General features: G+C 58.8%; 18 protein-coding genes and 1 pseudogene. 12 read left to right on the top strand and 7 right to left on the bottom strand.

Going from position 1 to position 25,704, the window contains the following annotated elements; translation table 11 throughout:
• Window positions 1–4: 4 nt before the first annotated feature.
• The 4 genes from AB4Z15_RS15030 to pdhA all read right to left on the bottom strand — a co-directional run bounded on the left by AB4Z15_RS15030 (window position 5) and on the right by pdhA (window position 5,224).
• On the bottom strand, window positions 5–1,612 hold the full coding sequence (locus tag AB4Z15_RS15030; RefSeq protein WP_442017895.1) for a carboxyl transferase domain-containing protein: 1,608 nt from the start codon (window positions 1,610–1,612) through the stop codon (window positions 5–7).
• Between the two features lie 110 nt (window positions 1,613–1,722).
• Window positions 1,723–3,063, bottom strand: coding sequence for a dihydrolipoamide acetyltransferase family protein (locus tag AB4Z15_RS15025; protein WP_442017894.1), 1,341 nt, complete (start codon window positions 3,061–3,063; stop codon window positions 1,723–1,725).
• Entirely contained in the window at window positions 3,060–4,079 is a 1,020-nt protein-coding gene (locus AB4Z15_RS15020) for an alpha-ketoacid dehydrogenase subunit beta (RefSeq protein ID WP_442017893.1), read from the bottom strand. Before AB4Z15_RS15020 ends, AB4Z15_RS15025 begins: the two co-directional genes overlap by 4 nt.
• Window positions 4,076–5,224: a pyruvate dehydrogenase (acetyl-transferring) E1 component subunit alpha gene (pdhA, locus tag AB4Z15_RS15015; RefSeq protein ID WP_442017892.1), complete on the bottom strand. Its 1,149-nt coding sequence runs from the start codon at window positions 5,222–5,224 to the stop codon at window positions 4,076–4,078. The genes AB4Z15_RS15020 and pdhA overlap by 4 nt, the downstream gene beginning before the upstream one ends.
• 548 nt (window positions 5,225–5,772) lie before the next feature.
• On the opposite strand from pdhA, the gene AB4Z15_RS15010 reads away from it, so the two are divergent.
• The 6 genes from AB4Z15_RS15010 to AB4Z15_RS14985 all read left to right on the top strand — a co-directional run bounded on the left by AB4Z15_RS15010 (window position 5,773) and on the right by AB4Z15_RS14985 (window position 12,278).
• On the top strand, window positions 5,773–6,360 hold the full coding sequence (locus tag AB4Z15_RS15010) for a TetR/AcrR family transcriptional regulator (RefSeq protein ID WP_442017891.1): 588 nt from the start codon (window positions 5,773–5,775) through the stop codon (window positions 6,358–6,360).
• Between the two features lie 467 nt (window positions 6,361–6,827).
• Window positions 6,828–7,484 carry an RraA family protein gene (locus AB4Z15_RS15005; protein WP_442017890.1) on the top strand — a complete coding sequence of 219 codons (657 nt, stop codon included), beginning with the start codon at window positions 6,828–6,830 and terminating at the stop codon, window positions 7,482–7,484.
• A 535-nt stretch (window positions 7,485–8,019) separates the two neighbouring features.
• Window positions 8,020–8,301 (top strand): hypothetical protein, encoded by a 282-nt coding sequence (locus AB4Z15_RS15000; protein ID WP_442017889.1) that lies wholly within the window; start codon window positions 8,020–8,022, stop codon window positions 8,299–8,301.
• A gap of 257 nt (window positions 8,302–8,558) precedes the next feature.
• The gene (locus tag AB4Z15_RS14995; RefSeq protein ID WP_442017888.1) at window positions 8,559–9,017 is read left to right on the top strand and encodes an Lrp/AsnC family transcriptional regulator; all 459 of its coding nucleotides are present in this window, start codon (window positions 8,559–8,561) and stop codon (window positions 9,015–9,017) included.
• A 235-nt stretch (window positions 9,018–9,252) separates the two neighbouring features.
• Entirely contained in the window at window positions 9,253–10,272 is a 1,020-nt protein-coding gene (locus tag AB4Z15_RS14990) for an acetylxylan esterase (protein WP_442017887.1), read from the top strand.
• 1,412 nt (window positions 10,273–11,684) lie between these two features.
• Window positions 11,685–12,278, top strand: a complete 594-nt coding sequence (locus tag AB4Z15_RS14985; protein WP_442017886.1) for a TetR/AcrR family transcriptional regulator — start codon at window positions 11,685–11,687, stop codon at window positions 12,276–12,278.
• A 458-nt stretch (window positions 12,279–12,736) separates the two neighbouring features.
• Here the strand turns inward: AB4Z15_RS14985 and AB4Z15_RS14980 are convergent, their stop codons facing one another.
• Window positions 12,737–13,912 carry a pyridoxal phosphate-dependent aminotransferase gene (locus AB4Z15_RS14980; protein WP_442017885.1) on the bottom strand — a complete coding sequence of 392 codons (1,176 nt, stop codon included), beginning with the start codon at window positions 13,910–13,912 and terminating at the stop codon, window positions 12,737–12,739.
• Window positions 13,913–14,795: 883 nt separating this feature from the next.
• On the opposite strand from AB4Z15_RS14980, the gene AB4Z15_RS14975 reads away from it, so the two are divergent.
• The 6 genes and pseudogenes from AB4Z15_RS14975 (at window position 14,796) to AB4Z15_RS14950 (ending at window position 23,056) form a co-directional block, all read left to right on the top strand.
• Window positions 14,796–15,989 carry an ABC transporter substrate-binding protein gene (locus AB4Z15_RS14975; protein WP_442017884.1) on the top strand — a complete coding sequence of 398 codons (1,194 nt, stop codon included), beginning with the start codon at window positions 14,796–14,798 and terminating at the stop codon, window positions 15,987–15,989.
• Between the two features lie 75 nt (window positions 15,990–16,064).
• Window positions 16,065–17,024 carry a carbohydrate ABC transporter permease gene (locus AB4Z15_RS14970; RefSeq protein WP_442017883.1) on the top strand — a complete coding sequence of 320 codons (960 nt, stop codon included), beginning with the start codon at window positions 16,065–16,067 and terminating at the stop codon, window positions 17,022–17,024.
• Window positions 17,021–17,935 carry a carbohydrate ABC transporter permease gene (locus AB4Z15_RS14965; protein WP_442017882.1) on the top strand — a complete coding sequence of 305 codons (915 nt, stop codon included), beginning with the start codon at window positions 17,021–17,023 and terminating at the stop codon, window positions 17,933–17,935. The genes AB4Z15_RS14970 and AB4Z15_RS14965 overlap by 4 nt, the downstream gene beginning before the upstream one ends.
• A gap of 47 nt (window positions 17,936–17,982) precedes the next feature.
• On the top strand, window positions 17,983–20,418 hold the full coding sequence (locus AB4Z15_RS14960) for a glycoside hydrolase family 2 TIM barrel-domain containing protein (protein ID WP_442017881.1): 2,436 nt from the start codon (window positions 17,983–17,985) through the stop codon (window positions 20,416–20,418).
• Between the two features lie 48 nt (window positions 20,419–20,466).
• Window positions 20,467–21,933, top strand: coding sequence for an arylsulfatase (locus AB4Z15_RS14955; protein WP_442017880.1), 1,467 nt, complete (start codon window positions 20,467–20,469; stop codon window positions 21,931–21,933).
• A gap of 792 nt (window positions 21,934–22,725) precedes the next feature.
• A pseudogene (locus AB4Z15_RS14950) lies at window positions 22,726–23,056 on the top strand (YnfA family protein).
• Between the two features lie 1,309 nt (window positions 23,057–24,365).
• Here the strand turns inward: AB4Z15_RS14950 and AB4Z15_RS14945 are convergent.
• Both AB4Z15_RS14945 and AB4Z15_RS14940 read right to left on the bottom strand, forming a co-directional pair.
• A complete protein-coding gene (locus AB4Z15_RS14945) occupies window positions 24,366–25,553 on the bottom strand; it encodes a serine hydrolase domain-containing protein (RefSeq protein ID WP_416416311.1) in 1,188 nt (395 codons plus the stop codon).
• Entirely contained in the window at window positions 25,550–25,672 is a 123-nt protein-coding gene (locus AB4Z15_RS14940) for a hypothetical protein (RefSeq protein ID WP_416416312.1), read from the bottom strand. Before AB4Z15_RS14940 ends, AB4Z15_RS14945 begins: the two co-directional genes overlap by 4 nt.
• Between the last annotated feature and the right edge of the window lie 32 nt (window positions 25,673–25,704).

Genomic DNA, 25,704 nt, shown 5'->3' with positions numbered 1-25,704 from the left:
GGGCTCACATCCTGAAGAGGCCGAAGGAGGTTTCCGGCAGCGGGGTGCGGGAGACGACGTCGAGCGCCAGCCCCAGCACGGTACGGGTATCTGCCGGGTCAATCACACCGTCGTCCCAGAGGCGGGCGGTGGAGTAGTACGGGCTGCCCTGGTCCTCGTACTGCTGCCGGATCGGGGCCTTAAACGCTTCCTCGTCCGCGGCGGACCATTCCTCGCCTGCGGCTTCGTACTGGTCCCGCTTGACAGTGGCCAGCACACTGGAGGCCTGGTTGCCGCCCATGACCGAAATCCGGCTGGCAGGCCACATCCAGAGGAAGCGCGGTGAGTAGGCCCGGCCGCACATGGAGTAGTTTCCTGCACCAAAGGACCCGCCAATGACCACGGTCAGCTTCGGCACCCGCGCCGTCGCGACCGCCGTGACCATCTTTGCGCCGTTCTTGGCGATCCCGCCCTGCTCCGAATCCCGCCCCACCATAAAACCGGAGATGTTCTGCAAAAAGACCAACGGGATCCCGCGCTGGTCACACAGCTCAATGAAATGCGCGCCCTTCAACGAAGACTCACTGAAAAGCACCCCGTTATTGGCCACAATCCCCACCGGATGTCCGTGCAGTCTCGCAAAGCCCGTCACCAGGGTTGTCCCGTACTCCTTCTTGAACTCGTGGAACCTGCTGCCATCTACCAGCCGGGCAATCACCTCACGCACGTCATACTGCGCGTTTACATCCGTAGGGACGGCCCCGTACAGCCCGGCGGGATCGGCCACGGGTTCGACGGCGGTTTCCACATCCCAGGCGGGGGCCTCCGGCCCGGGCAGGGTGGCCACAATGTCGCGGATGATCTGCAGGGCGTGCTCATCGTTTTCGGCCAAGTGGTCCGTGACGCCGGAAATCCTCGAGTGGACTTCGCCGCCACCGAGTTCCTCCGCGGTGACTACTTCGCCGATCGCAGCCTTCACCAGCGGCGGACCGCCCAGGAAGATGGTTCCCTGGTTCCGGACGATCACCGTCTCATCACTCATCGCCGGGACGTAGGCGCCGCCGGCGGTGCACGAGCCCATCACGGACGCGATCTGAGGGACCTTCGCTGCCGACAACCGCGCCTGGTTAAAGAAGATCCGCCCGAAATGCTCTTTATCCGGAAAGACCTCATCCTGCTTCGGCAAAAACGCCCCGCCCGAGTCCACCAGGTAGATGCAGGGCAACCGGTTCTCCAGGGCGATCTCTTGGGCGCGAAGGTGCTTCTTGATCGTCATGGGATAGTAGGTGCCGCCCTTGACCGTGGCGTCATTGGAGATCACCAGCACATGCCGGCCATGGATCAGGCCGATGCCGGCAATCACTCCCGCACCCGGACAATCACCGCCATACATACCGTTGGCTGCCAGCGCAGCGATCTCCAGGAACGGACTGCCCTCATCCAGCAACTGGTCGATCCGCTCACGCGGCAACAGCTTGCCCCGGCCTACGTGGCGTTCACGCGACTTCTCCGGTCCACCCAACGCCGTTTGGGCCAGACGTTTTTGAAGCTCTCCTGCCAGCACCCGTTGGGCGATGTTGTTGGCTTCAAAGACCTCGCTGGTAGTGTCCACCAGGCTCTTTATCGTGTGCATAGGCTTTCCATTTCAACGTGCATGGGTGTTCCTGCCCTGTGAGTAGCAGGTGCGGAGATGGTCGCGAGATCCAGCGCAATCAGTGGCGGCGGCAGTTCAGAACGGGCGGGCTAAACCATCGTGATGAGCACTGCCGGATTGGACATGATGGCCCCGACGTCGGAAAGGAATCGTGAGCCCTGTTCGCCATCAACCAGCCGGTGGTCAAAGGAGAGGCTGAGGGTCATGACACTCCGAATTGCGACAGCGCCGGCGTGCTCCCACGGTCGGCGCCTGACGGAGCCGATAGCCAAAATAGCCGCCTCTCCGGGGTTCAGAATGGGTGTCCCGGCGTCGATGCCGAAGACGCCTATGTTTGTGATGGAGATCGTGCCGCCCGACAGCTCGGCCTGCGCCGTCTTGCCTGACCGGGCCGTCTGGGCGAGTTGATTCAAGGCGGCGGAGAGTTCCAAAAGTCCCATGCGGTCCGCGTCCTTGATGTTCGGCACAGTGAGCCCACGCGGTGTTGCGGCGGCGATGCCCAGGTTGACGTAATTGAACTGGACGATCTCCTGGCGAGCTTCGTCCCATCGGGAGTTCAACGAGGGATTGCGGCCCAACGCGACGAGCACGGCTTTCGCCACAAGCGTCAACGGTGTGAGCTTGTAGCCGGCGAACTCACGGCTGGACTTCAACGTCTCAAGCAACTCCATGCTCGTCGTGACATCAATAGTCAGGAACTCAGTTACATGCGGCGCGGTAAATGCGCTCGACACCATCGCAGAGGCAGTGTGCTTGCGTACGCCTTTGATGGGCGTTCTGGTTTCCCGTTCCTTTTCCCCAGATGCCTCGATATCGGCCGTTTGACTGTCCGCTGCTTGCCGGGCGGCGTATCCCGCCGCGGCATCGATGTCAGCCCGGGTGATCAGGCCCTGTGGCCCGGTGCCAACCATTGATGCCAGATCCACGCCTAAATCTCGTGCGAGCTTGCGGACCGGCGGTGTGGAGCGGGGTCGATCTGCTGGGCTGTCCGAACTCCAGGAAGTCGGAGCTGGAGTTTCGGGGGTAATAGGAGCGGTCTGGGCATTCGAGTGTGGGTGAAAAGCCTTGCGGGGTTTGCGTGCTGGCCGCCCGGCACTGTCAATTTCGGCCCCGTAACCAACGAGAGTCGGGATCCGTTTTGCTGGCCCGTCGTTGGCGATATCTGAGGGCGGGCCGCCGTCAGAATCTCCCGGGAGCGTGAATGACACGATGGGGGTACCAACTTGAACAACGGTGCCCGGTTGCTCATGGAGTACGGCGATGATTCCGGCGTAGGGCGAAGGGAGTTCAACTACCGCCTTTGCTGTCTCGACCTCGGCGATCACCTGATTCAGTTCGACGGCGTCGCCGACGGCGACCTTCCAGTGGAGGATCTCCGATTCGGTCAGCCCTTCACCCAGGTCCGGGAGCCTAAATTCCCTTGTGGTCATCTCTTTCGTCCTCCCAGTCCAGTCAGAGAGTTCGGTCGGTCAAGGGCCCGGTCTACGCCGTCAAGAATCCTGTCCAGATCGGGCAGGTGGTGTGATTCCAGCTTTGACGGCGGGTAGGGGATGTCGAAGCCTGTTATCCGGACCGGCGCTGACTCAAGGTGGTTGAAGCAACGTTCGGTGATGGTCGCGGCGATCTCGGCTCCCAGGCCGCCCGACCGCGAGGCTTCGTGAGTAATAACCAGCCGGCCGGTCTTCCGCACCGAAGCCTCAACGTGTGCGAAATCGATCGGTGCAAGTGAGCGGAGGTCTATGACTTCAACTGAAATTCCGTCGTCGGCTGCAGCTAATGCTGCGTCCATAGCCGTTTTTACGAGGGGACCATACGTGACCAAGGTGACGTCGCTGCCGGCGTTGCGCACGCTGGCGCTGCCAAGTGGAAATGCTTCTCCAAGGTCAATGTTTTGTTCGACTTCGCCTTTGACGTGATACCGGCGTTTGGGCTCGAAATAGAGTACCGGGTCTTCCGATGCAATGGCCTGCCGAAGCATTGTATAGGCGTCCTGGGGGTTGGACACGCTGACCACCCGCAGGCCGGAGGTATGAGTGAAGTAGGCCTCCGGGGATTCGGAATGATGTTCCGGCGAGCCTATCCCTCCGCCGAAGGGCACCCGGATGGTGATCGGCATCCTGACTTTGCCCTGCGTCCGATAGTGCAGCTTCGCTACCTGGCACACGATCTGGTCAAATGCTGGGTAAATGAACCCGTCAAATTGAATTTCAACAACGGGTCGGTAACCCCGGTAGGCGAGGCCGACGGCGCTGCCCACGATTCCGGCTTCCGCAAGTGGGGAATCGATGACCCGATGAGGTCCGAAGTCTTTCTGCAAACCGTCGGTGACTCGAAAGACGCCGCCCAGTTTGCCGATGTCCTCTCCCATGAGTACAACCTTTGGGTCGTCCTCCATTGCCTTGCGCAGTCCGGCGTTGATGGCTCGGCCAAACGTCATGGTGCTCATCGGCTTATCCCCTCACTCCGCTCACCCGCGAACGTGTCGAGGTAACGGAGGTAGTGTTCCTTTTGCGTTTCCAATGTGGTGTTCGGCGTGCTGTAAACGTGGGCAAAAACGTCCATGGGTAATGGGTCCGGCATGTTGATGCACGCCTCTCGCATTTCCTTGGCGACGGCGTCTGTCTTGGCGGCCACTGAAGCCTCAAGCTCCGGCGTGAAAATCCCCTTGTTCTCCAAAAGTGCTCTCACACGGGCAAGAGGGTCTTTGGCCGCCCAGATCTCGAGTTCGTTTGCGTCCCGGTAGCGGCTTGGGTCATCTGCTGTGGTGTGGGGGCCCATTCGATATGTGACTGCCTCGATAAATGTCGGACCGCCGCCGTTTCGAGCACGGTGCAGAGCGAGACGTGTGGCGGCCATAACTGCCAGGACGTCGTTGCCGTCAACCCGGAGTGATGGGATACCGAACCCCTTTGCGCGGGACGCTATGGAAATCTGGGACTGAAGCCCCACCGGTTCCGAAATGGCCCACTGGTTGTTCTGGCAGAAGAAGATCACAGGCACTTGGAAACTGGCAGCGAACACCAGTGCCTCGTTGACATCACCCTCGCTTGTCGCGCCGTCGCCGAAGTAGGTGACGGCGACAGAAGTGCCGCCGTCGTTCTTGATGCCCATGGCGTAGCCGGTGGCATGCAGGGTTTGGGCGCCGATGATGACCTGGGGTGTTGCCATATTCAGCTCATAGGGATCCCACCCCGAGTGGGCGTTCCCACGCCACACCCGGACGATGTCCCCGTAATCAACTCCCCTGCAGTATGCGACGCCATTCTCCCGGTAGCTGGAGAAGACGAAATCGTCGCTGCGCAGTGCCCGCGCTGATCCAATCTGTGCAGCTTCCTGCCCGAGAAGAGGTGGCCACAAGGCGAGTTCTCCTTGCCGCTGGAGGTAGGTGGCTTCAGTGTCGATCCTGCGGATGACAACCATGTCTTCGTACAGCGAAGACAGCTGCTCGTCAGAGACGTCTTCAACCCACGGGTCAAAGTCCAGATCGCCTACCAGATCACCTTCAGGACTAACCAACTGAATAACGCCGCCGTCCCCTCTTAATCCGGAGTCCTGCTGATCTGCGGAATGGCTTGCCTCATCTGTACGCAACGTTCACACCCTTTTCTTCTGCCCAGCGCGACCTGAATCTGCGGCGGGTCCTGCTGCACGGGGCTGCCTTGCCCTGCAGCTGTGACGCTACTCACGCGGTCATGCGCGAGACAACACGGTTCTGCGGCACTGAACACCGTGTCTGAAGGGGACGCTCTGTCTCGCACGACATTGGTCATGGTGTCCGATCCCTATGCACAGAGAACGGACAGTCCTGAACACCGCGGGTTCCCTCTATGACAACCGCCAGCCCCAATTCCGGACCGGGAGGCGGGCGGACCCGTCGGTGTGGGAGGGTCGTTGAAACTGAAGTGTCAATTGCTAAACTGGTCCTAAATCATAAACGGGCATGAATTAGTCCTTCACGGTTCAGTCAGTTTCGTCCGGGGAGCTCCACAGGGTTTTGAGAGCATGGTGAGTTTCGGTGTTCCATTGCAGGCCGCCGCGCCAGAGGGTTGGCCCGCTAGACAGCAAACCCGACGGAGCTGCCCTGCCCCGGAGCTTAGCTATGGGTAGTGCCCGTTCCGCCCCGCTTGAAGGACCCATTTGTGCGTAGCGATACCCGAAGAAACAAGCAGCGGCTCTTGCGAGCCGTGGCCGAAGAGGTCAGTGAGAACCCTGGGCCCTTGTCTTTGCAAAGCATTGCAGCGAGGGCCGAAGTAGCCGTCACTAGTGCTTACCGCTACTATGCGTCTTTAGATCAACTCCTCTCCGCTTATCTTCATCAGCTCATGGAGGAACTCGCCGAATTCTCGGCGACTTCTCCATTATCGGGTCGCAGACTGTTCGAAGCCGTGCTATCCCGTTGGGTCGAACTGGTCTTTGAACATGGGAAAGTTCTCGTCCGGCTTCGCTCCCGTTCGGGCTATTTGGAGCGCCTGGACCGACAAGACCCGGTCATCCAGACCTCACTAGAGATCTGGGAGCGTCCGTTGGCCAACCTGCTAGACGATCAGGAACTGGCCGACGTGTCGATGCGGCGTGCGCTTTTCCTATGTAATGTGCTTACGGATCCTCGCGAGATCCTTGACCTCCATGAGACCGACGGAATGTCAGCCAGTCAGGTCACTACTCTCGTGGCAGCCGCCGTCAGCGGTTCCCTCCGTCCCCACCAAAGGGCCACTCACCCCCAGTAAGCCTTGCTTACGTGCCCCGAGGCCAAAATGCGTCGGGACGGACACGCGGAACCTCGGTACTCCGCGTCAAGGGACTTGCTTCAATCATCGTTGGTCCTCTCGTCCTCCAGCGACAACGGGATCAGCCAGTTAATGCAGCCTGGCAAATCCATGAGGAGCGAAAATGGCGTTCGGCAACGCCAGAAACTGAGAGTCGCGAGGGGCCTCGCGCGATTCCTTATTCAATCGGCTTCTCCGACGCAAGGGCCTCTCCGCTGAGAGGCGCACACGGCTATCAGCTCCAAGGCCTGGTGCTTCAGCCGCAAAATCCGATCCGAGGCCATGTGCCGGCTGGAACCCGTGGGCCCCATGGGATCCGGAGCCAACTTGCCTTTAGCTATTGCTTGGAGCTCGACTACGGTGCAAAATAAGAAGTAATTACCAATTGGTACAATAATTTCACTGGGATGAGTCTACGAGAGGGATCTATGTTTATCGACGCCCCTACCAGCTCCTTGACCGTGGGTCCGCGCCCGGCCACCGGCCCCTTGGAGGTTGTCCGAACTTTCATGCAATATCCAACAGCTAACGTCGGCGATGCCATGAACCGCCTCAACCTCATGGACTCCGGAATCGCAGCGCAGTGGACCAGCGGCCGTTGCGTGGGACCCGCACTGACCGTACTCACCCGTGAAGGTGACAACCTTGCTATCCACCGAGCCCTCGACGACGCTGAGCCCGGCGATATTCTGGTGATCAATGCCTTGGGTGGAACAACACGGGCAGTATTCGGCGATCTCCTCGCTGAAATCTGCCTAGCTGCAGGCATCGCAGCTGTCATCATCGACGGACTAATCAGGGACCGGGCTGACATTGAGGAGATGGCTCTGCCCGTATGGGCCCGAGGCGTGTCGCCGGCGGGTCCAACCAAGTACGGGCCAGGGGCGGTCAATGTCCCGATAGCCTGCGGAGGCGTCGTAGTCAATCCGGGCGATCTTGTCTCTGCAGACGGTGACGGAGTTGCAGTAGTCCCTTCCGACATCTCCGCGGCCGTCCTCGACAAGCTCCGGGACATCAACATTTTTGAACGCGAGCTCCGCGCAAAGATCCGAAACTCCGTCAAAAACCCTGCCGCTGCGCTGTAAGAACCTGGAGGCAACGCAAACAGAACCAAGACGGAACATCAATCAACGGCCCCCCGGGACGGCTTCGCCACCCTCTGCAACCAGTCCGGCTGGGCACATGTCCACCGAGCCCCACCACCGCGTCCGAGCTCGAGCACGGCAGATGTAAAGATCCGCCCGACTATTCAATACCGCCCTTCAGCACACCGCCAATGGGCGTTCTTGGCCTCGCATAGAAAAACACACCGAAGATGAAAAGCAGAGCTCTCGTTCAAACCAGGAATGCTGACCGACATATCGGTTCGCAACGTCAAAGCAGTTCGGGCCCGGCGCTTGCCTTCGCCGTCAAAGCCACGGGAAATACAGCCACGGATCAGTGGACGAACCGACCTTCACCTCAAAAGCATGTTCCTCCGTACAAGCCAGAAGGACTGCCTGTGACAAGGGAGTGAACTGGCCCAGGCGGACCAGGGATCAGGGCACTACGTCGCTCTAGATCCTTTGGGATTCCGCATCAATCTTCCCCATTACGCCGTCGCCATCCGTGGAAATGAAAATGACCAACTACCGACACGACCAGTGGCATCTGCTCATCGGTGCCATCGTAGAAACCTACAAAAATGGAGATCTGATCAGGTCAGGCAGAGTCGATGACGCCATGTCTGACTCCTCATTGATATGGCTGGCGGCTGACGGGCCGGACACCAGAGCTCTCTTTGATGCCGCTGACGGCGTTGAAGTCTGGGTTGAACCCCGCCAACTGGATGGGAAGATGTCCTACCGAATGACCAGGGCGGCCCTGAAATGGAAAGACGACGCAAACGCGCCAGATCGTTGAATGGTCCCTTCCACCGTCTCGCCGTTCGGCTGGCGCAGCACGATGTCTGTAATCCAAAGACTGCAGGCTGCATGGGGCGGCAATAAGACATAGTGATCGGACGCGGTCGCTCAGCGACCACTGCGGCTGGCAGCGATAAGGCCTGATTCTTCTAACCGCGTTCAGAGCTCGCACCTTCTACTTGGGCCCCTGACACTATGTTTCCGGATGGCCATTGGTCGTTACCCCACTGTCCGCCTGATCACTAATGGAGCGGTATGCACGCATTTGATGGCACTGACAAGGCCATGTTCCTCGCCCTTGATGATGACCCTCGCGTTCCTATGCTTTTTCTCGCCAGAAGACTGGGACTGGCTCGGGGCACGGTGCAGAGCCGCCTCGAGCGGAGGCTTACGGATGATTGCCTTCTCCCTAACAGCACCAGGATCACGCCTGAAGCGCTGGGGTTACCGATGATGGCCCTTGTGACGGCCGAAGTCGAACAGTCATCGCTGGATGTCGCAGTACAGGCGCTGCATGGAATCCCAGAAGTCATAGAGGTTCACGCGATGGCCGGCGACGCTGACCTTCTTCTCCGCGTAGTAGCCCAGAACGCGGAAGATCTATTTCGGGTGGGCCAGGAGATCAGCAACTGCCCAGGAATCCGTCGGACCATGACTTCACTTTTATTGAAGAAACTCGTTCCCTACCGGATCGGCCAACTACTTAAGAAGTGATCCTGTGACAGTTCCCGTTAGTCCCGCGGTTCTAGCCAGAGGTCGTACCAGAAACTCGATCGACGCGGCGAAGCTCTCGATATCGCCGCTGAAATAGGCAGACACATCAGCCACGGCCGCGTCGAGCGACCCAGCAGGCGAGCTGGGTTCCTGGCTCCGTGGCCGCGGCGGGACAGATGGGAGATCCACCTCCCTTTGGGGGCCATTAACTTCAAAAACAACAGAAAAGGCGCATATGCCCCTCTTTGACCTCCCGTTGGCCCAGCTACGCAGCTACACCTCCGATGTGACCATGCCGGAAGACCTTCGCGAATTCTGGGACGCCACGATCAGGGACGCCAGAACTTACCCTTTGGACGCCCGGTTTAAGCCGGTGGAGAACTACCTTTCCGTCATTGACAGTTTTGACGTGACGTTTGCAGGATTCGGCGGGGACGCCATCAAGGGCTGGCTGCATCTGCCCGCCACCAGGGAGCCAGGTTCCAGGCTGCCTGTCGTGATCCAGTATGTCGGCTACTCCGGCGGGCGGGGTCTGGTGAACCAGGAAACAAGGTGGGCCCAGGCGGGGTATGCGCATTTCATCATGGATACCCGCGGCCAGGGCTACGGCTTTGCTCTCGGTGACACGGCCGATCCCCATCCGTCCGCCGGCAGTGTGGGCTATGCCGGTCTCATGACCCGGGGCGTGGGCAGCCGCGCAGACTACTACTACCGGCGGGTGTATACGGATGCCTTCCGGGCAGTGGAGGCAGCGCAATCCCACCCAGAGGTGGACCCAGCACGGGTGATCCTTGCCGGCCTCAGCCAAGGAGGCGGCATAGTTGTGGCCGTCGCCGGGCTCGTGTCCGGCCGGCTCAACGGCGTCGTGGCCGCGTTGCCCGACGTCCCGTTCTTGCAGGATTTTCCTCGAGCCATTGACATCACTCCGCGTGGTCCATACCCGGAAATCGCTGCCTTCCTGGCCCGCCACCGGGACCGGTATGAGCCCGTACTTGAAGTCCTCCGCTATTTCGACGGTGTCAACCTTGGACGGTGGGCAATGGCGCCGGCGCTCTATTCGGCAGCGCAAACTGACGATATCTGCCCGCCGTCCACTGTCTTTGCCAGCTTCAATTACTACGGCTCAGCCACTCCGGATGAGTCCAGCGCCGGCCCAACGAAGGAGATTGAGGTGTACAGGTTTAACAACCATGAAGGGGGTCAGGAACACCACTGGATAAGGCAGTTGCTGTTTCTCCGTAAGCTCCTGGGATAAGTCACCGCTGTATCACCGGCTGTAAGCGCCCAAGAACTCAACCTGCCACTGAACTACGCGTGCATCATTTGTGAGCGCATCTCTTCTACTGCAAAAATCGAAACGCGCTCTGAGTAGGGGCTACAGCAGGGCATTCAGGATTGTGGTCGGCGAGAAACGTCGCGGCGCGCGATTTGCGCGCCGGTTGAAATCGTGCCGCCACTCCGCAACCGATGCAGACGAGGCCGGAACGCAACCAGATGGAACGCGAATATGGTACCGCTTCCAGAGCGGAGGCTTCCCATTCCCGCCCGTCAACTGAGCAGAAGGCTACATTCAAGGGTCATTTTGCTTCCTACGGCGAGAGTACTACCGAGAAGGCCGTGAATCTCGATCCGGTAGCCATTTTTCTAAAGATAACATAGTCTTACTTGAGATGTAATTACCGCTTGATTCTCAAGATCCTTGAGAGAGCATCCGTAGCCCAAGCCAATGCTCGGGCCAGCGTTCATGTCGGTATCTGGTCCCACGCCTACTCCATGGTCCGCATGGGAGGCAAAGCACGAGTGCACCACACAAGAGAGTCCCGGTGGATGGAGGAACATGGCTTCAACTAAAGACGTTCAATCTTCTTCGGTGACTGTGTCTGTCACGAGAAAAGTAGACCCTTTACGCGCCGATGACGTGACGGCTTGGATTCAGTCTGGGGTAAATCTGGCCAGCCGCTGGCCAGGCTTCCTTGGATCCGGATGGATCCGGTCTTCAACCCGCGGCGACGAGTGGTACATGCTTTACCGGTTTGCAGACTCCTCCTGCCTCAGCGAGTGGGAGAGTTCCAGCTCCCGCAAAGGATGGCTTGATCAAGGAGTCGGGCTAATCGAGGAACGGAGCGTGGAGAAACTTACTGGAATCGAGGGTTGGTTTGATTCCATCCCTCAGTCCGACAAAGGTCTTCCCTCTCCCCCACCCCGACCTGCCCGCTGGAAGCAAGCGGTGAGTGTCTGGCTTGCTTTCTTCCCTGTCAGCCTGATTTTTGCTCTTCTGGTTGAAGCCTTGTACCCCGCGTGGAGCGGATTGTGGACAACTGCAAGGGTTTTGGTAACTACAACCATACTTACGCCGATCATGACAGTTTGGGTGCTGCCCGTCGTGACCCGGCTTCTCCAGTCATGGCTGAGATCTGACACGGTTCCTCGTGTTGGGCAAGCCAACACGCACTCGACATGAAAGAGAAAGCTGCATGTTAGTCTGCAGCACGTTTCCAGGCGCCGAAGACCCAGGGGAATCGCTGCGCGGAAGTGACGCGGGTACAGTTTCTTTAGACCGGGCGTCCTCGAACGTTTCCCTGGAGAATTGCCGGCGGTACGGCCGAGAACCGAAGGAAAGGCGGCGGTCAGTTGCGAAGTGACACACGTCGAAATATGAAAAGTCTCATGCGCGCCGTGGGTGAAGAGATCGATCAGAATCCAGCCGGTGTGACCATGCAAAGCGCTGCGGCTCGTGCGGGCATCGGGACCGCCACCGCTTACCGCTATTTCTCGTCGCTGGACGAGCTGCTCGAGGCGTACACCATCAACACGACTGAGGAACTCCGCCAATTCGCCCACGAATGCCCCCTGACGGGGAGCGAACTGTACAACGCCGTACTGTCACGTTGGATCACCTTGGTGCTGGAACACGGCAAAGTCATGGTCCAGCTACGCTCTCGCTTTGGATACCTCGATCGACTGGATCGAGGCGACCCGGTCATCGCCGCCTCCCGAGCCATCTGGGAACAGCCCCTGAGGGGACTTCTCCAAGATCTCGGCCTGCCGGACACGCTGCTTCGGCAGGCACTGTTCCTGAACAACGCTCTCTCGGACCCCCGCGAAATCCTCGACCTCAGTGAAACGGAGAAGTTGGAGCCGGAGCAAATTGCGAACCAGCTTCTGGAAGCACTTTCCGGGTCTCTCCAAGGATGGGCGAACGCCATGGGTGAAGGACCGGGTGGAGATCTGCTCAGTAACGATGCCCAGGGCCTTCGGTAAGCCGGAGTGCGCCTTGGATTCCGATCCTTTGAATCAGGCCACAGCCAGCCGTCGCGTGCCTCGGCTAGAAGCGCCCAAACCCGCTTCTGGGAACCTCCGCTAAGCCTCTGACGCAAGCGAGACCTTTCCTACCGCGGCAAACGCGCCCGGGAACTCTTCCGGAACTATTTTCCTAAAGAACCGCAACGCTGGTAGGCCGGCGTGCTCATTCCCGCAAGTCTACGGAATACCGCAAGTGCCCGTGGACCTAAGTCACGGAAGCCCTCAGCAATGCTAATGATGCAGGCCTCCGGGAGCTTGTCCAGCGCAAGAAATAGCGGCAAGCGTTTCCCGTACGGACTTCCGCCCCAGCCAACCCCCTCCATCGACAAGTTGCGTTGAACTTCGTGGACTTCCCAGTACGGTCCGTAGGGCCGTACAGGTTTGGTGGTGGGAGGTTGAAAGCCGGGCAGTTCCTCTCACATGAAGTTCCGCGCGGCGTCCACGAACCGGTCCAAGCCGAGTTCAAGGTTTTCAGGGTCGGTGGCGAATGAGAGGCGAACGTGTCCTTCCCCGGATGGCCCGAACTCGCTGCCGGAACGGACGATTACTCCGGCCGCTGCGAATCGGGCGGTCATTTCATCGGAGGTGAGAACTGAATCGATTTTGACGAAGGCATAGAACGCACCTTGGGGCGGGAGCATGCTGAGTCCCGGGATACCGGAAAGCTTGGCGACGACTATGTCGCGGCGTGCCTGGTATGACTCAGCCATTGCGCGGAGGTGTTCAGCAGGTGTTTCCAAAGCGATGAGGGCGGCGTCCTGCACGAAGGTATTGATGGAACCGTTAATTGTTCGGTGGAGAAGATTGATCTTCTCCGACAGTCTGCGTGAAGCGACTACGTAGCCCAGCCGCCATCCTGTCATGGCGTAGGTTTTGGAGAATGTGCTGCAGCAGATGACCTGATCTGCAACGGCAGGGAGTTCCAAGGCAGATAGGAACTTCATGCCGTCAAAGACGATGTCGGCATAGGCCTCATCGGAAAGAAGCAGAAGATGAGGATGTGCCTCCAAAATTACTGCCAGTTCCCGCAGTTCCGCCATGCTGTAGACCCGGCCTGTTGGGTTACCTGGATTGCACAGAATAATCATGCGCGTATCAGCCGCTTCGCGGGCCAGCCGTTCAAGATCCAGCGTTCCGTCGGCACGGTTGGAAACCCAGATTGCCTCGGCACCGACCATGGCCAGATGGTCCGCATACAACGAGTACGTAGGTTCCGGAATCAAAACCTGATCTCCCGGGTTGATCAGGGCAAGTATCGAAGCTGCCAGGCCCGCGCTTCCTCCATGGGTGACCACAATCTGCTCCGGCGAGACATTCTGACCGGACCTAACTGTCAGCCTTTCAGCCAGGGAGCGGCGGAGTTCGGGGGCTCCACTGAGATTTGTGTAGCGTGTCCTGCCGTTACGCAAGGCCCTAACCGCTGCCTCAACGATGGGACTTGGTGTCCCTGCGTCAGGCTCTCCCATCGACAAGGCAATGGCGCCAGCAGGTGTCGATCCCAAGGACGCCGGTCGCCGGGAGGCCAAGAGTATGCGCTGGGCAGAGTCTGAGCTGTTCGAGCCGTAGTTGACAAAGGTCTTCTCGGAAGTCATGTCGTCATCCTGATTCCTGCTGAGTCGCAGATCGATAGTGTGGGTGCGGAAAGTAGGAATAGTTTACCAATTAGTACAATATTTCCACAGCAAAGTCCAGCATGAGTTCACTTCCAGGGCTGGTGCCAGGGCCGGGCTTCGAGGCTGCGCGCTTTCAGGGACTCGCACACGGACGTTGCGAGGCCCGAAGACCCTTCGGGGCCCTCGTCCATAACCGAGAGATTGAGACCGCAGAGACGCGGACTTGAGGAGAGCCGTCATTGCTGCGGGAGGGCCTCGGCCGACTCCTTGCCGTCGTTTCCGCGGCCAATATTGCTGTTCGCCAGGCGCGGCGTGGCGATAGGCCACGTCGCGAGCGGGGTTCCTTTTTCGTGAAACAAGCCCAGGGCGTCTGACGCTAGCAATCACAACCTCGAAGCGGCCTAAAGGCATTGACAAGGCATTCCCGGAGTGAGATAGTTTTCCCAATTACGAGATTCATCTCACAATTAATGGCCGTGATGAAGTCAGTACCTTGTAGCGGTCGACAGCTTCATACTCGTCTTAATGAGAGACAGGTTTTGGATCTCAACTCGTTCCGGCTCCCAACCTCTGGGACCGCCCCGGCGGCCAGAACCTGACCGCCGACCGGGTGGCCACGAAGCGAAACCACGACCCAGATGCTATCGAACGGCTGATTAGGGGCCGCCAGGCACCAGATCCGGGCAAGCGCTGCTACACGAATAACTCACCAATCCCACAGGGGACATAGATAGTAGGAGTTTCAATGGCACCACGTTGGTACACATGCGCGGCGGCAGCCGTTGCCATTTTGACTGCAACCGCTCTAACGGGCTGTTCAAGCAGCTCTAGCCCGGCCGAGACTCGCCCTGCCGGTGAACCAGTGACCATCGAGTACTGGGGGGCTGCGATTGGCCAGGAGAAGTCAGTCGCGATCTTCAACGCTGCACACAAGGATGTCCAGATCAAGTACACCCAGATTTCCGCGGGTTCGGCCGGCGGCTACTCAAAGATGCTGAACGCTGTCCAAGCCGGCAACGCTCCGTGCCTTGGCCAGATCAGCTTCGACACCATTCCCAGCTTTGCGGCGTCGGGTTCGCTTGAGGACATCACCAAGTACGCCGAAGGCAGCAAAGACCAGTACTCACCTGTGGCATGGCAGCTTTCCAGCCTCGGCGGAAACGTCTACGGCATTCCCGTGGGTCTGGGACCCATGGCACTCTACTACCGGGCAGATTTGTTCCAGCAGTACGGTATTGAAGTTCCGAAAACCTGGGACGAATTCCAAGCTGATGCCGAAAAGGTGAAGGCGAAGGATCCTGCTGCCTACTTGGCCACCTTCCCGCTGAACACCTACGACCTCGGCGCGCTTTCTCAACAGGCCGGGGCCCAATGGTTCAGTACAGCAGATGATGCCTGGAAGGTGTCCCTCAACGATGACCCGTCAAAGAAGGTGGCAAAGTACTGGCAGGGTTTGGCTGACAAGAAGCTCGTTGTCCCCGAGCCAGCCTTCGACCAGGCCTGGTACACCAACCTCCAGAGCGGACGGATACTTTCCTACGTCAGTGCTGCATGGACCGGCGCCCTCTTGGAGAAGAACGCTCCAGGACTCAAAGGCAAGATGGCAGTAGCCCCCATGCCTCAGTGGAAGGAAGGCGAAAAGGTTTCCGGCAACCGCGGCGGCGGGTCAGTCTCTGTTTTGAAGGGGTGCAAGAACCCGAAAGAAGCCACTGAGGCCGCGGTATGGATGACGACCAACGCGGAGAGCGTGACAAGCCTGATCAATGATACGGGCATCTACCCGGCTGCCATCAGTGGCCAGAAATTGCCTGCGCTAACAGCAGGGTCGGACTTCTTCATTAATTCTGACAAGACCGCTGAAATTTTCTCCACAGCCGCGAGCAACATACCGGAGCAGTGGGTGTGGGGTCCGAACATGACCAGCCTTCAACCCAAGTTGAATGACGGTCTGAAAGTCATCGGCTCGGGACAGGGAACCATCTCTGAGTTGCTTGACACACTCCAGAAATCCACGATCGCTGACCTGAAAAGCCAGGGTTTGAGCGTCAAGGAGTAAAGCCCCAACCCGCGGCGCCCAGTTGTGAAGCCAGCTGGGTGCCGCGGGCTCCATTCATCACCAAAAGGATTAGCCATGAAGGCACCCACCCTCTCCGCACAGCGGCCCGTGCAACCAGGAACGACAACAGCTAAGCCCCGCAAATCACGGTTGAGCCGGAAGACCACGGTGTCTGCGCTGCTCTTCCTGGTACCGTTCGCGATCATGTTCTTATCCATGAAGGTTGCTCCCATCTTCTACGCGATTTACCAGAGCTTCTTCAAAACGGAACGCAGCGGCCTTGGCGTCGGGAGTTCCAAGAGCATCTTCGCGGGCTTCGGGAACTATCTGGTCGCGCTGCAGAACGGCGACTTCATAGCCTCCTTCGGACGCGTATTTTTGATCGGGATCGTGCAGGTCCCTCTCATGCTGACCATTGCGTTATTCCTGGCGCTTCTTTTGGACTCTGCCTTCTCACCCTTCCGGCGCGGATTCCGACTGATTTACTTCCTGCCGTACGCTTTCCCCGGCGTCATCGCGGCGATCATGTGGTCGTTCCTGTATCAGCCGGATCTCGGGCCTCTCAGCGGATGGCTGAGGGCCATCGGCATCGACGTCAACTTCCTTGCCAACAACATGGTCTTCTTCTCGATCGGGAACATGATGACCTGGGGCTTTACAGGCTTCCAGATGCTGATCATCTACTCGGCGCTACGGGCAGTTCCTGAAGACCTGACCGAAGCCGCGAGCCTGGACGGGGCCGGATGGTGGGCCACCGCATGGCACATCAAAATCCCCGCAGTGCGGCCAGCCATCATCCTCACCGCCGTTTTCTCGATCATTGGCACTGTCCAGCTGTACAACGATCCCGCGATCCTGTCCAAAGTGGCACCAGGAATCTCCTCGACGTTCACGCCGATCATGGCGGCGCAACAACAGGCCGCATCCAACAACTACAACCTGGCAGCCGCTCAATCGGTCATCCTGGCCCTAGTTGCTTTGGTCCTGTCGTTCGGATTCCTCAAATTCACTCAGCGAAAGGAAGCTGACTCATGACCACCGCTCCCCCGCGCACGACAGTCCGGCGCCCAACGCAGTCCCGCGGAACCAGTCGAATGCCATGGCGCCAACAACGCGTCCCGTTCTCGGCGCGCACGTTCTCCTTCGTCGTGATGGCCGCATTCGCGGTCTACAGCCTGGTGCCCCTCTGGTGGCTTATCGTCAGCGCAACGAAAAGCAGGGGGGACATGTTCACGACCAATCCCATGCTGTTCTCCGACTTCAATTTATGGGAAAACATCGCTGACGTTTTCGCGCAGCAAAACGGTATCTTCGCCGTCTGGACGGGAAATACGGTGCTCTACTGCGTCGGAGGTGCCGCCATCGCCACCGTGTTCGCAGCTATGGCCGGCTATGCTCTGGGCAAGTATGAGTTCCCCGGCCGAAAGCTGGTCTTCAACATCATCCTGGCCGCCGTTCTCGTGCCCGCGATCCTCTTCGCGCTCCCCCTGTATCTGATGTTCAGCGAAATCCAGTTGGTCAACACCTACTGGTCAGTTCTCCTGCCCAGTCTCGTAAGCCCTTTCGGAGTATTCCTCGCTGCCACGTACGCAAAACAAGCCATCCCCAACGAACTCCTCGAAGCAGCCCGTATCGACGGTGCCAATGAAGCCCGGATTTTTTGGCGGATCGGTCTGCCCATCATGTCGCCCGCCCTGGTGACTGTTTTCCTGTACCAGTTCGTCGCAATCTGGAGCAACTACCTCCTGCCCGTGCTCATGCTCAACAACGACACCCTTCAGCCCCTGTCAGTTGGTCTTGTCAATTGGCGTGAGCGTCTGAACGAGGGAATCTCTTACCACATCACGATCACAGGATCCCTCCTGGCCGTGATTCCACTGCTCATCGCTTTCTCCATCCTTCAGCGCTACTGGCGCTCCGACCTCGCCGCAGGCGGAGTGAAATAAGTGCCGTCTGAACAAAGACGGCAAACCATGAAATGAAGGAACAGTAGATGAAACGCATCCCGTTCAACCGAGAGTGGCAGTTTGGCCCTCTAGTTTCAGTCCATGAAGCGATTCGGGTAGCCCCGCCAAGTGACAATCTCGTCGACCTCCCGCACGATGCAATGCTCGCCAGCGGCCGAACGGCGGATGGGACAGGCGGAGCACCAACCGGCTACTTCGACGGCGGCTCCTGGACATACGAGAAGCTATTCGATGTCCCTTCCGACTGGGCGACCAAACGCATCACTTTTGAATTCGAGGGCGTTCACCGGGACGCCATGGTCTACCTCAACGGAGCTTTTGCTGGCCAGTGGAGCAACGGATACTCCTCGTTCCACATCGAGGCAGACCCCTTCCTGAACTACGGAGAGACCAACACCATCCGTGTTGACGCACGTTCCCATGAAGATTCACGCTGGTATCCAGGCGGAGGGCTCTACCGCCCGGTGCATCTTCTTATCGGTGAACTTGTCCATATCATCCCCACCGGATTGCGGGTGTCCACCCCCGACGTTGATGAAGAGCTTGCCACTGTCGTGGTCAGATCAACAATCGCCAATAAAGGGGCAACTACTCGTACCGTCGATGTTGTGCTCGAACTTTGTGACAACACAGGTGCGGAAGTGGTCTCAGAAAAATCCCGTGTCACGCTCCTGCCATACGAAACATTGACTTCCCATCAGCGGACGTATGTGCGGCATCCGTCCCTGTGGAGCCCGGATAACCCCGCTCTTTACCGCGCAACCGTTACCCTCCAGGACGAGAACGGACCCATCGACCGTGAATCAACGACGTTTGGCATCCGGAGCCTCGCAGTTGACCCCATCCGCGGGCTCCGCCTGAACGGAGAGACCATCAAACTCCGAGGCGCGGCGGTCCACCACGATCATGGGGTGCTCGGAGCAGCGGAATTCGCCGACGCCGCTGTGCGGCGGGTTCAGCGGATGAAGGATGCGGGCTTCAACGCGATACGCTCGGCACACAATCCGATCAGTGTGGCGATGCTCGACGCCTGTGATCGGCTGGGCATGCTGGTGTTCGACGAGGCGTTCGACATGTGGGCGGTGTCCAAATCCACAGATGACTACTCCCGATCATTCCCCCAGTGGTGGGAGCGTGATATCGACGCCATGGTGGCGAAGGATTTCAATCATCCGAGCGTCATCATGTACTCCATCGGAAACGAAATTATTGAGGCGGGAACCCGGCATGGCGCCCGGTGGGGGCGGTTGCTTGCAGAGCGTACCCGTGAGCAGGACCCAACCCGGATCGTGACCCATGCTTTGCAGGGCATGTACATGGCCAGGGACAAAGTCCCGGAACTCCGCGCCGAGGTAGACCAGGACAGCTCCACGATTCGCGGGCTCAACGACTACCTGGGCCAGGTAACACACCTCATGAACAGGGTCATGGCCTCGGAACTTCTCGGAGAGCGGCTGCTGGAGCCGGCATCCGTGCTCGATATCGTTGGTCTGAATTATGGAGACACGCGTTACGAAGTCGACCAAGACGAATTCCCCCGTCGCATTTACTTCAACTCCGAATCATTTCCGACACACATTGATCGGCTGTGGAAGATGATTCTGGCCAGAAACAACGTAGTCGGTGATTTCACCTGGACCGGGTGGGACTTCCTGGGTGAGGTCGGTACGGGCAGGCACGTATACCCCGAAGATTCCCAGGAACATCGCGCCCCGTACCCATGGATCGCCGCCGTATGCGGAGACATCGACCTCATCGGCCACCGCAAGCCCATCTCCTACTACCGCGAAATCGTCTTTGGACTGACCGATGTCCCCTACATCGCCGTACGAAAACCCCGCGACGACGGATACGTGATCGAACCCAAAGCCTGGACCTGGTCAGACGTGATACCGTCCTGGACCTGGGATGTCGATCCAGGAACTCCCATCCACGTCGAAGCCTATGCCTCCGGTGATGAAGTGCAGTTCGTCCTGAACGGAGCAGTCGTGGCCACCGAAAAGGTCGGAGCGAACCGCGATTACCTTATACAGGTGGCTCTCCCATTCGAACCCGGAGTCCTGGAAGTCATTTCGTACCGCGATGGCACCGAACTGGGCCGCCGGGAGCTAAGAACGGCCAACAAGCCAACCAAACTGAGTCTTTCAGCCGACCGGACCGCGATCACCGCCAACACTGTTGACCTCGTGCACTTAGAGATCACGTTGGTGGACGAGGAAAACCGCCCCAATCCGACCACAGACGTGGAAGTAGCCGTCACCGTCCAAGGGCCGGCGACACTGCAAGGATTAGGATCGGCCAATCCTGAAGCCCCCTGCGACTACCTTGGAAATGTGTCATTGACGTACCACGGCCAAGCCCTCGCGGTCGTTCGTGCCGGAGCCCAGCCAGGCCCCGTGACGATCACAGTCAGAGCTGACGGGTATCCGGACGCGACGTTAGTAATCGCGCAGGAAACATAAACGGTACGAGCTTTGAAGAAGCGAAGCGGAATGCATAGGTGAATTTGAATGGCTCAAGCTAGTTCGACGGCGCGCACTCCCAATGTAGTACTCATCTGCACCGATCAATGGAGAGGAGATTGTCTCTCTATCAACGGTCATCCAATTGTTAGGACGCCTTATCTCGATGCAATTGCCGCGGAAGGTGCAAATTTCTCGAATGCTTATTCATCCACGCCGACCTGTGTTCCTGCCCGCATGGCCCTGATGACCGGCCTTACCGCCCGTTCCCACAGACGGGTTGGCTATACCGACGGCATTGACTTCGACCATTCCGTAACCCTCCCGGGAGAGTTCACTAAGGCTGGATATCAAACACAGGCGATCGGCAAAATGCATTACTATCCTGAACGCGGACGAATTGGGTTTAACAACGTTATTCTGCATGACGGATACCTAAACTTTGCCAGGAAACGCGGCCGCGAAGTCGATTGGTACGACGACTATTTGGTTTGGCTGCGAGCTCAAGCGGGAGAAAGCGCAGTTTCGGACTATTTTGACGACGGCATAAATTGCAACTCGGTTGTCGCACGTCCCTGGTCCCGTTCGGAATCCCTTCACCCAACCAACTGGGTCGTGACAGAAGCAATCTCATGGTTATACCGCCGAGACCCTACCGTTCCATTCTTCCTGTACCTCTCCTTCCACCGCCCGCACCCGCCATACAATCCGCCAGCATGGGCCTTCGAACAGTATTTGAACCTTCCTGATCATGACCCACCTGTGGGCGACTGGGTTGCTGACCTTGAGGACTACAGAACCGATCATCGGCCAGACGCCCACGTAGCTACATACGATCAGCAGACTTTGAACCGGGCCCGCGCCGGATACTACGGCAACATCACGCATATCGATCACCAGATTGCCCGCTTTATGGAGGTCCTACGCGAGTTCGGGTTGAAGGACGACACGTACATCGTCTTCACTTCCGATCACGGTGAAATGTTGGGTGATCACGACCTCTGGCGTAAGGGATATCCGTACGAGGGTTCATCTCGCGTGCCGTTACTGATATCCGGCCCGGGCATACGTGGCGGCCAGCGGGTCGATGCCCTCGTTGAACTTCGTGACTTGATGCCTACTCTTCTCGACGCGGCACATCTTCCGGTGCCGGGAAGCATCGACGGCATTAGCCTCTTCGGCCTTACGCAAGCTGACGAAGAGGGCAGCAATGTTGAATTGCGACCGTACCTACATGGTGAGCACGTACTCCTCGGCCAGTCCATCCAGTGGGTGCGAGCAGGCAGCTGGAAGTACATCTGGTTCTCGAAGAATGGAAACGAGCAACTTTTCGACCTCCACAACGACCCCGGGGAGACCCGGAATCTCAGTGAAGATCCCGATTGCCGGACTCAGCTCCTTAAACTTCGAGCCAGCCTGATCGCCGAACTCTCCGGTCGCCCGGAGAAGTTCGTGCAGTCGGGGCAGCTAGTATCTGGACAGGCCGTCGTTACGCTGCTTCCAAAGGAATCGTAGGCTGGGGTCGATGTGAGCGGAGAACATCTATAGCCGCGGCGCACCCGCGTTAATCTCGGACAGGTTGAGGACATCCTGATAACCAATGCAGCCACAAGCACCGTCGTCGACATAGCCGCCCTCACTTCCGGGCTCCGCTGTGACCGGCTGAAAGCTCTTTCGGCGCAGCATGTGAAACCGCTGCCAACTGGTTCGACCGCTGCCGCCGACGGACTGCGAATGGAGCAGGCCACATGGCTGGCAAGACTTCCCGGGATGAGATGCCCCGGCTTTCTGTTGCAAGCTGGTGTTCACCGAAATGACCGTATCGCCGTAAAATAGCTTGGAACGAAGTCGTTTGAACAGCCGACGCATTTCTGCTTCACCACCATCCCCGGATCGATACCGCGGTGTCTTTGGTGCGGCAGCACTATTGAGCGCGCCTCGAGCCAGCCTCTTTGGTCACGGTCATGGTCGGCGATGGTGCCAAGGGCACCGACATCAAAATCGCCGACAGACTCTCCCTGCCGGTGTCCCTGCCCGCCCATGCTCGGGGCCTTCGTCCGCTTCAGTAGAGACAAGAGCTTCGCTGTCCTGGGCCAGAACAAGCCCTTCTTGGTCACGATGACATTAGGCTCCATCACGAGGACCATCGTCGGTGGGGACTCGTTCCCTGTCTCGTTCTTATGCCGCTGCTGGTTCTCCTACTGCTTTTATCCTCCATCAAGGTCTGGAATCATGACCAGTCCCCACAAATGACAGGATGGGTCATGCCCAATTGCCAAGTCCGTGTTGTTGTTCGCACTCGCTGCTATGGCTGAAATCGGGGGCGCGTGGCTGCTGTGGCAAGCGGTGCGGGAAGGCAAAGCCTGGTTGTCCGGTCTCGGCATCATAGCCTCGGGGATCTATGGTTTCGTCGCCACCCTGCAGCCCGACGCGCACCTTGGCAGGATCCTAGCCGCTTATGGTGGCTTTCTCGTCGCAGAATCACTCGCATGTGGCATGATCTTGGACGGTTTTCCGTCACGATCGTTGGGACATCATTGGTTCCCTGGTCTGCCTGCTGGGCGTTGCCGTGATCATGTTCTCGCCCGCCCTAGGAGAGGCCCACTGGCAGGGGATTTGGGCACGGGTTGCTCTGTAGACGCGCTTACGGCCAGGGCCAACCGTCCGCTGCAGAGTCCCTGTCCTCAAACCCAATCATGTCGTAGTGATTGCGACCATCAATGAAGCTGTGTAAGTAAGAAATCCGAAGCATACTTGTCCGGCCAAAAGCAGATTTAAGTGTGGACAATGTCCACACCTCCTTTGGCCTGACAAAGCGTTCGCTTGCCCGGCCTTCTCGCTATAGGAACGAGCCTAAGCCAAGCGATCGAGACGCAGGATCTTGAAGTCATGTTGTGCCCAGTCCTTCTACCCATGAAGAGGTGCAGGCCAACCACGGCCGACCAGACGGATCGAGAAAGGAACCTATAGCCCCAGTTCAGAGCAAGCGGAGGGCCCATCAGCCAAGACCCTGAACCCGCTCCCCCACAACTTCACAGGCAACCCGCGGCGCCAGGCACACCCCGCGGCCAGTGTCAGAGGGACCTGACCAACCAGAATGTACACACATTAAAGCAAAAACCCCCTCTGACGAGGGGGTCTGCCGTGCCCGAGGTGGGACTCGAACGAGATTCCAGGCATTGGAAACACTGGGAAGAGGCGGAAACCTGCGGAAACCGGGCCAGTCCGAGGGCAATATGGGCCGGTCGGAAGCGAAAAGTGTGAACATTGTTCACACTTCTTTTTTGGCCGATTGCCCACCGTAGAACGGACCCGCCGCGCTGAGCACTGGTATGCGGCACCTTGAAATAGGCGCTGTCACCTCTGCAGATTGCCTGCTGATGGCACCTTCAGCCCTCCTGAAGCCACCTGCCGGGATGAGGCCGTGACCTCCAAGCCACGACCTCCACCGGCCGATTGACAATCCAAAATCCGACCACATTCTGCCCGGCAGAACGACGGGCCAACGTCCAACACGGTGGCAACACCTCCTCCATCGTTAACATGGCGGAGGCGGCACCGAGGAACATGACAACGCCATGGGGTCAGCCCGACGACAGAACATCGGTTATCGGCATTCTAAGCACGGGAGTAGAAGTGGATGCGAGAACTCCCGTCCCATGAATAGCCTTGCATCCCAGTTGAACAACGGGAGGGTGCCGAGCTGGGATCTTCTCCTCAGAGGAATACCGCCGCCAGTTGAACAACCCGACGAAGTGGACCATCCGGATGCAGCCTAACTTCCTGAACTTCGTCCCGCCCTGTCTGTCTGCCCCTCCAGTCCGCACGCCTCGGCAGCTGCGGCGTGCTGGCCACGGCCCGGATGAACCTCAACGGCGAAAATTCTTTCGTCCAGCAGTCCCGCCCTGTCTTCTAGTCGATGGTGGGGACATGGATTCCGGATGTTCCTACGCGCGAGCCAAATCGGCGAGCGGCTCAGCCCAGCTCATGCGCGGGTCCGGTCGCGAGTCGTCCGACCACATTCCGGTGCACGTGTATGCAACGGCCATGCTCGAGTCGGGATGAGCAAACGCGATAACTCCGCCTGCCCCTGGGTGCCCGAAAGTTCCACCGGATGCGAATCGGCCGCTCGGGAATTGCGAGCCCAACCAGAAGCCCAGCCCGAACTCGGCAAGCTTCTGTTTGGGCACGGCGGCCAGCGGAGGAACGGGCCCCAAGTTTAAGGTGCGTGGTCGCGTCATGAAGTCAAGCGTCGTCGGGGAGAGCAGCCGAATGGAGTCGATCTCACCGATGGTGGCGGCGTAGATTTTTGCGACCGACCGTGCACTCGCGATTCCGCCGGCACCGCCGAACTCCATCTGGTGCCCCTCGGCGGTGTTGAGGAACTCCATCATGTCGGGAATCGACTGCACCTGCTCGAGCAGCTCGCGGACGACTGGATCAGACAGATCCACTCCGTGTTGTGACCACAGTTCGCCAGGTTTGACGGGTGGCTCATGGTTTAATCTGCTGCGATGCGTGACGTCTTTCTCACGGTCCGCCGGCAGGCCCCCGATCCAGAAGTCGACTCCTAGTGGCCCGGCGATGCGCTCAGCGAAGAGGTCGCCCGCTGTCTTGCCCGTAACCCGGCGGATTACCTCGCCGTTGAGATAACCAAATGTAAATGGGTGGTACCACGACGCGGTTCCCGGTGCCCATAGGGGTTCGGCGGTGGCGAGCGTCTCAATGCAGAGAGCCCAATTCGGCAGGTCGCGGCTTTGGATCCTCGCTTCAGAGGGAAAGAAGGGAAGACCAGCCGCATGACTGAGGAAGTGGGCAACCGTGGTCTGATCCTTGCGGCGAACTCCGAACTCTGGCCACACAGAAGATACTCGCGTATCGGGGTCAAGCTGGCCTTCTTCGAACAGCAAGGCCGCGATGATTGCCAGCATGCCTTTGGTCGTGGACCACAACACGAAGAGAGAGTCTCCGTCTATAGCGATGTCCGTTTCCGGGTCGGAGCCTGCCCACAGATCGACAACCACGCTCCCCGCTTGATAGACGCAGAGTTGAGCGCCGCCGGGATCCGCTGAATGTCCGCGCTGGAACGCATCGGCGACTAGCTCGAAGCCTGGAGCAACGTAACCGTGAATCATGGAATGAGCTCCTCTGCTCGCAGACGTGTCCCCAGTTCTTTGGGCAAATCAGAGCCGTCGAGCGCCGCCGAGGTGGGGAAGCGGATGTCGAGCGTATCGAACCGCGAGATTGTGGTCACAGTAATTCTCCTAGGTATAGGTGCGCGGTCAA

The sequence above is a fragment of the Paenarthrobacter sp. 2TAF44 genome (assembly GCF_052114885.1).
Lineage (GTDB): Bacteria > Actinomycetota > Actinomycetes > Actinomycetales > Micrococcaceae > Arthrobacter.
The sequence above is the reverse complement of the archived record's forward strand: the minus strand, read 5'-3'. Positions and strand labels throughout refer to the sequence as shown.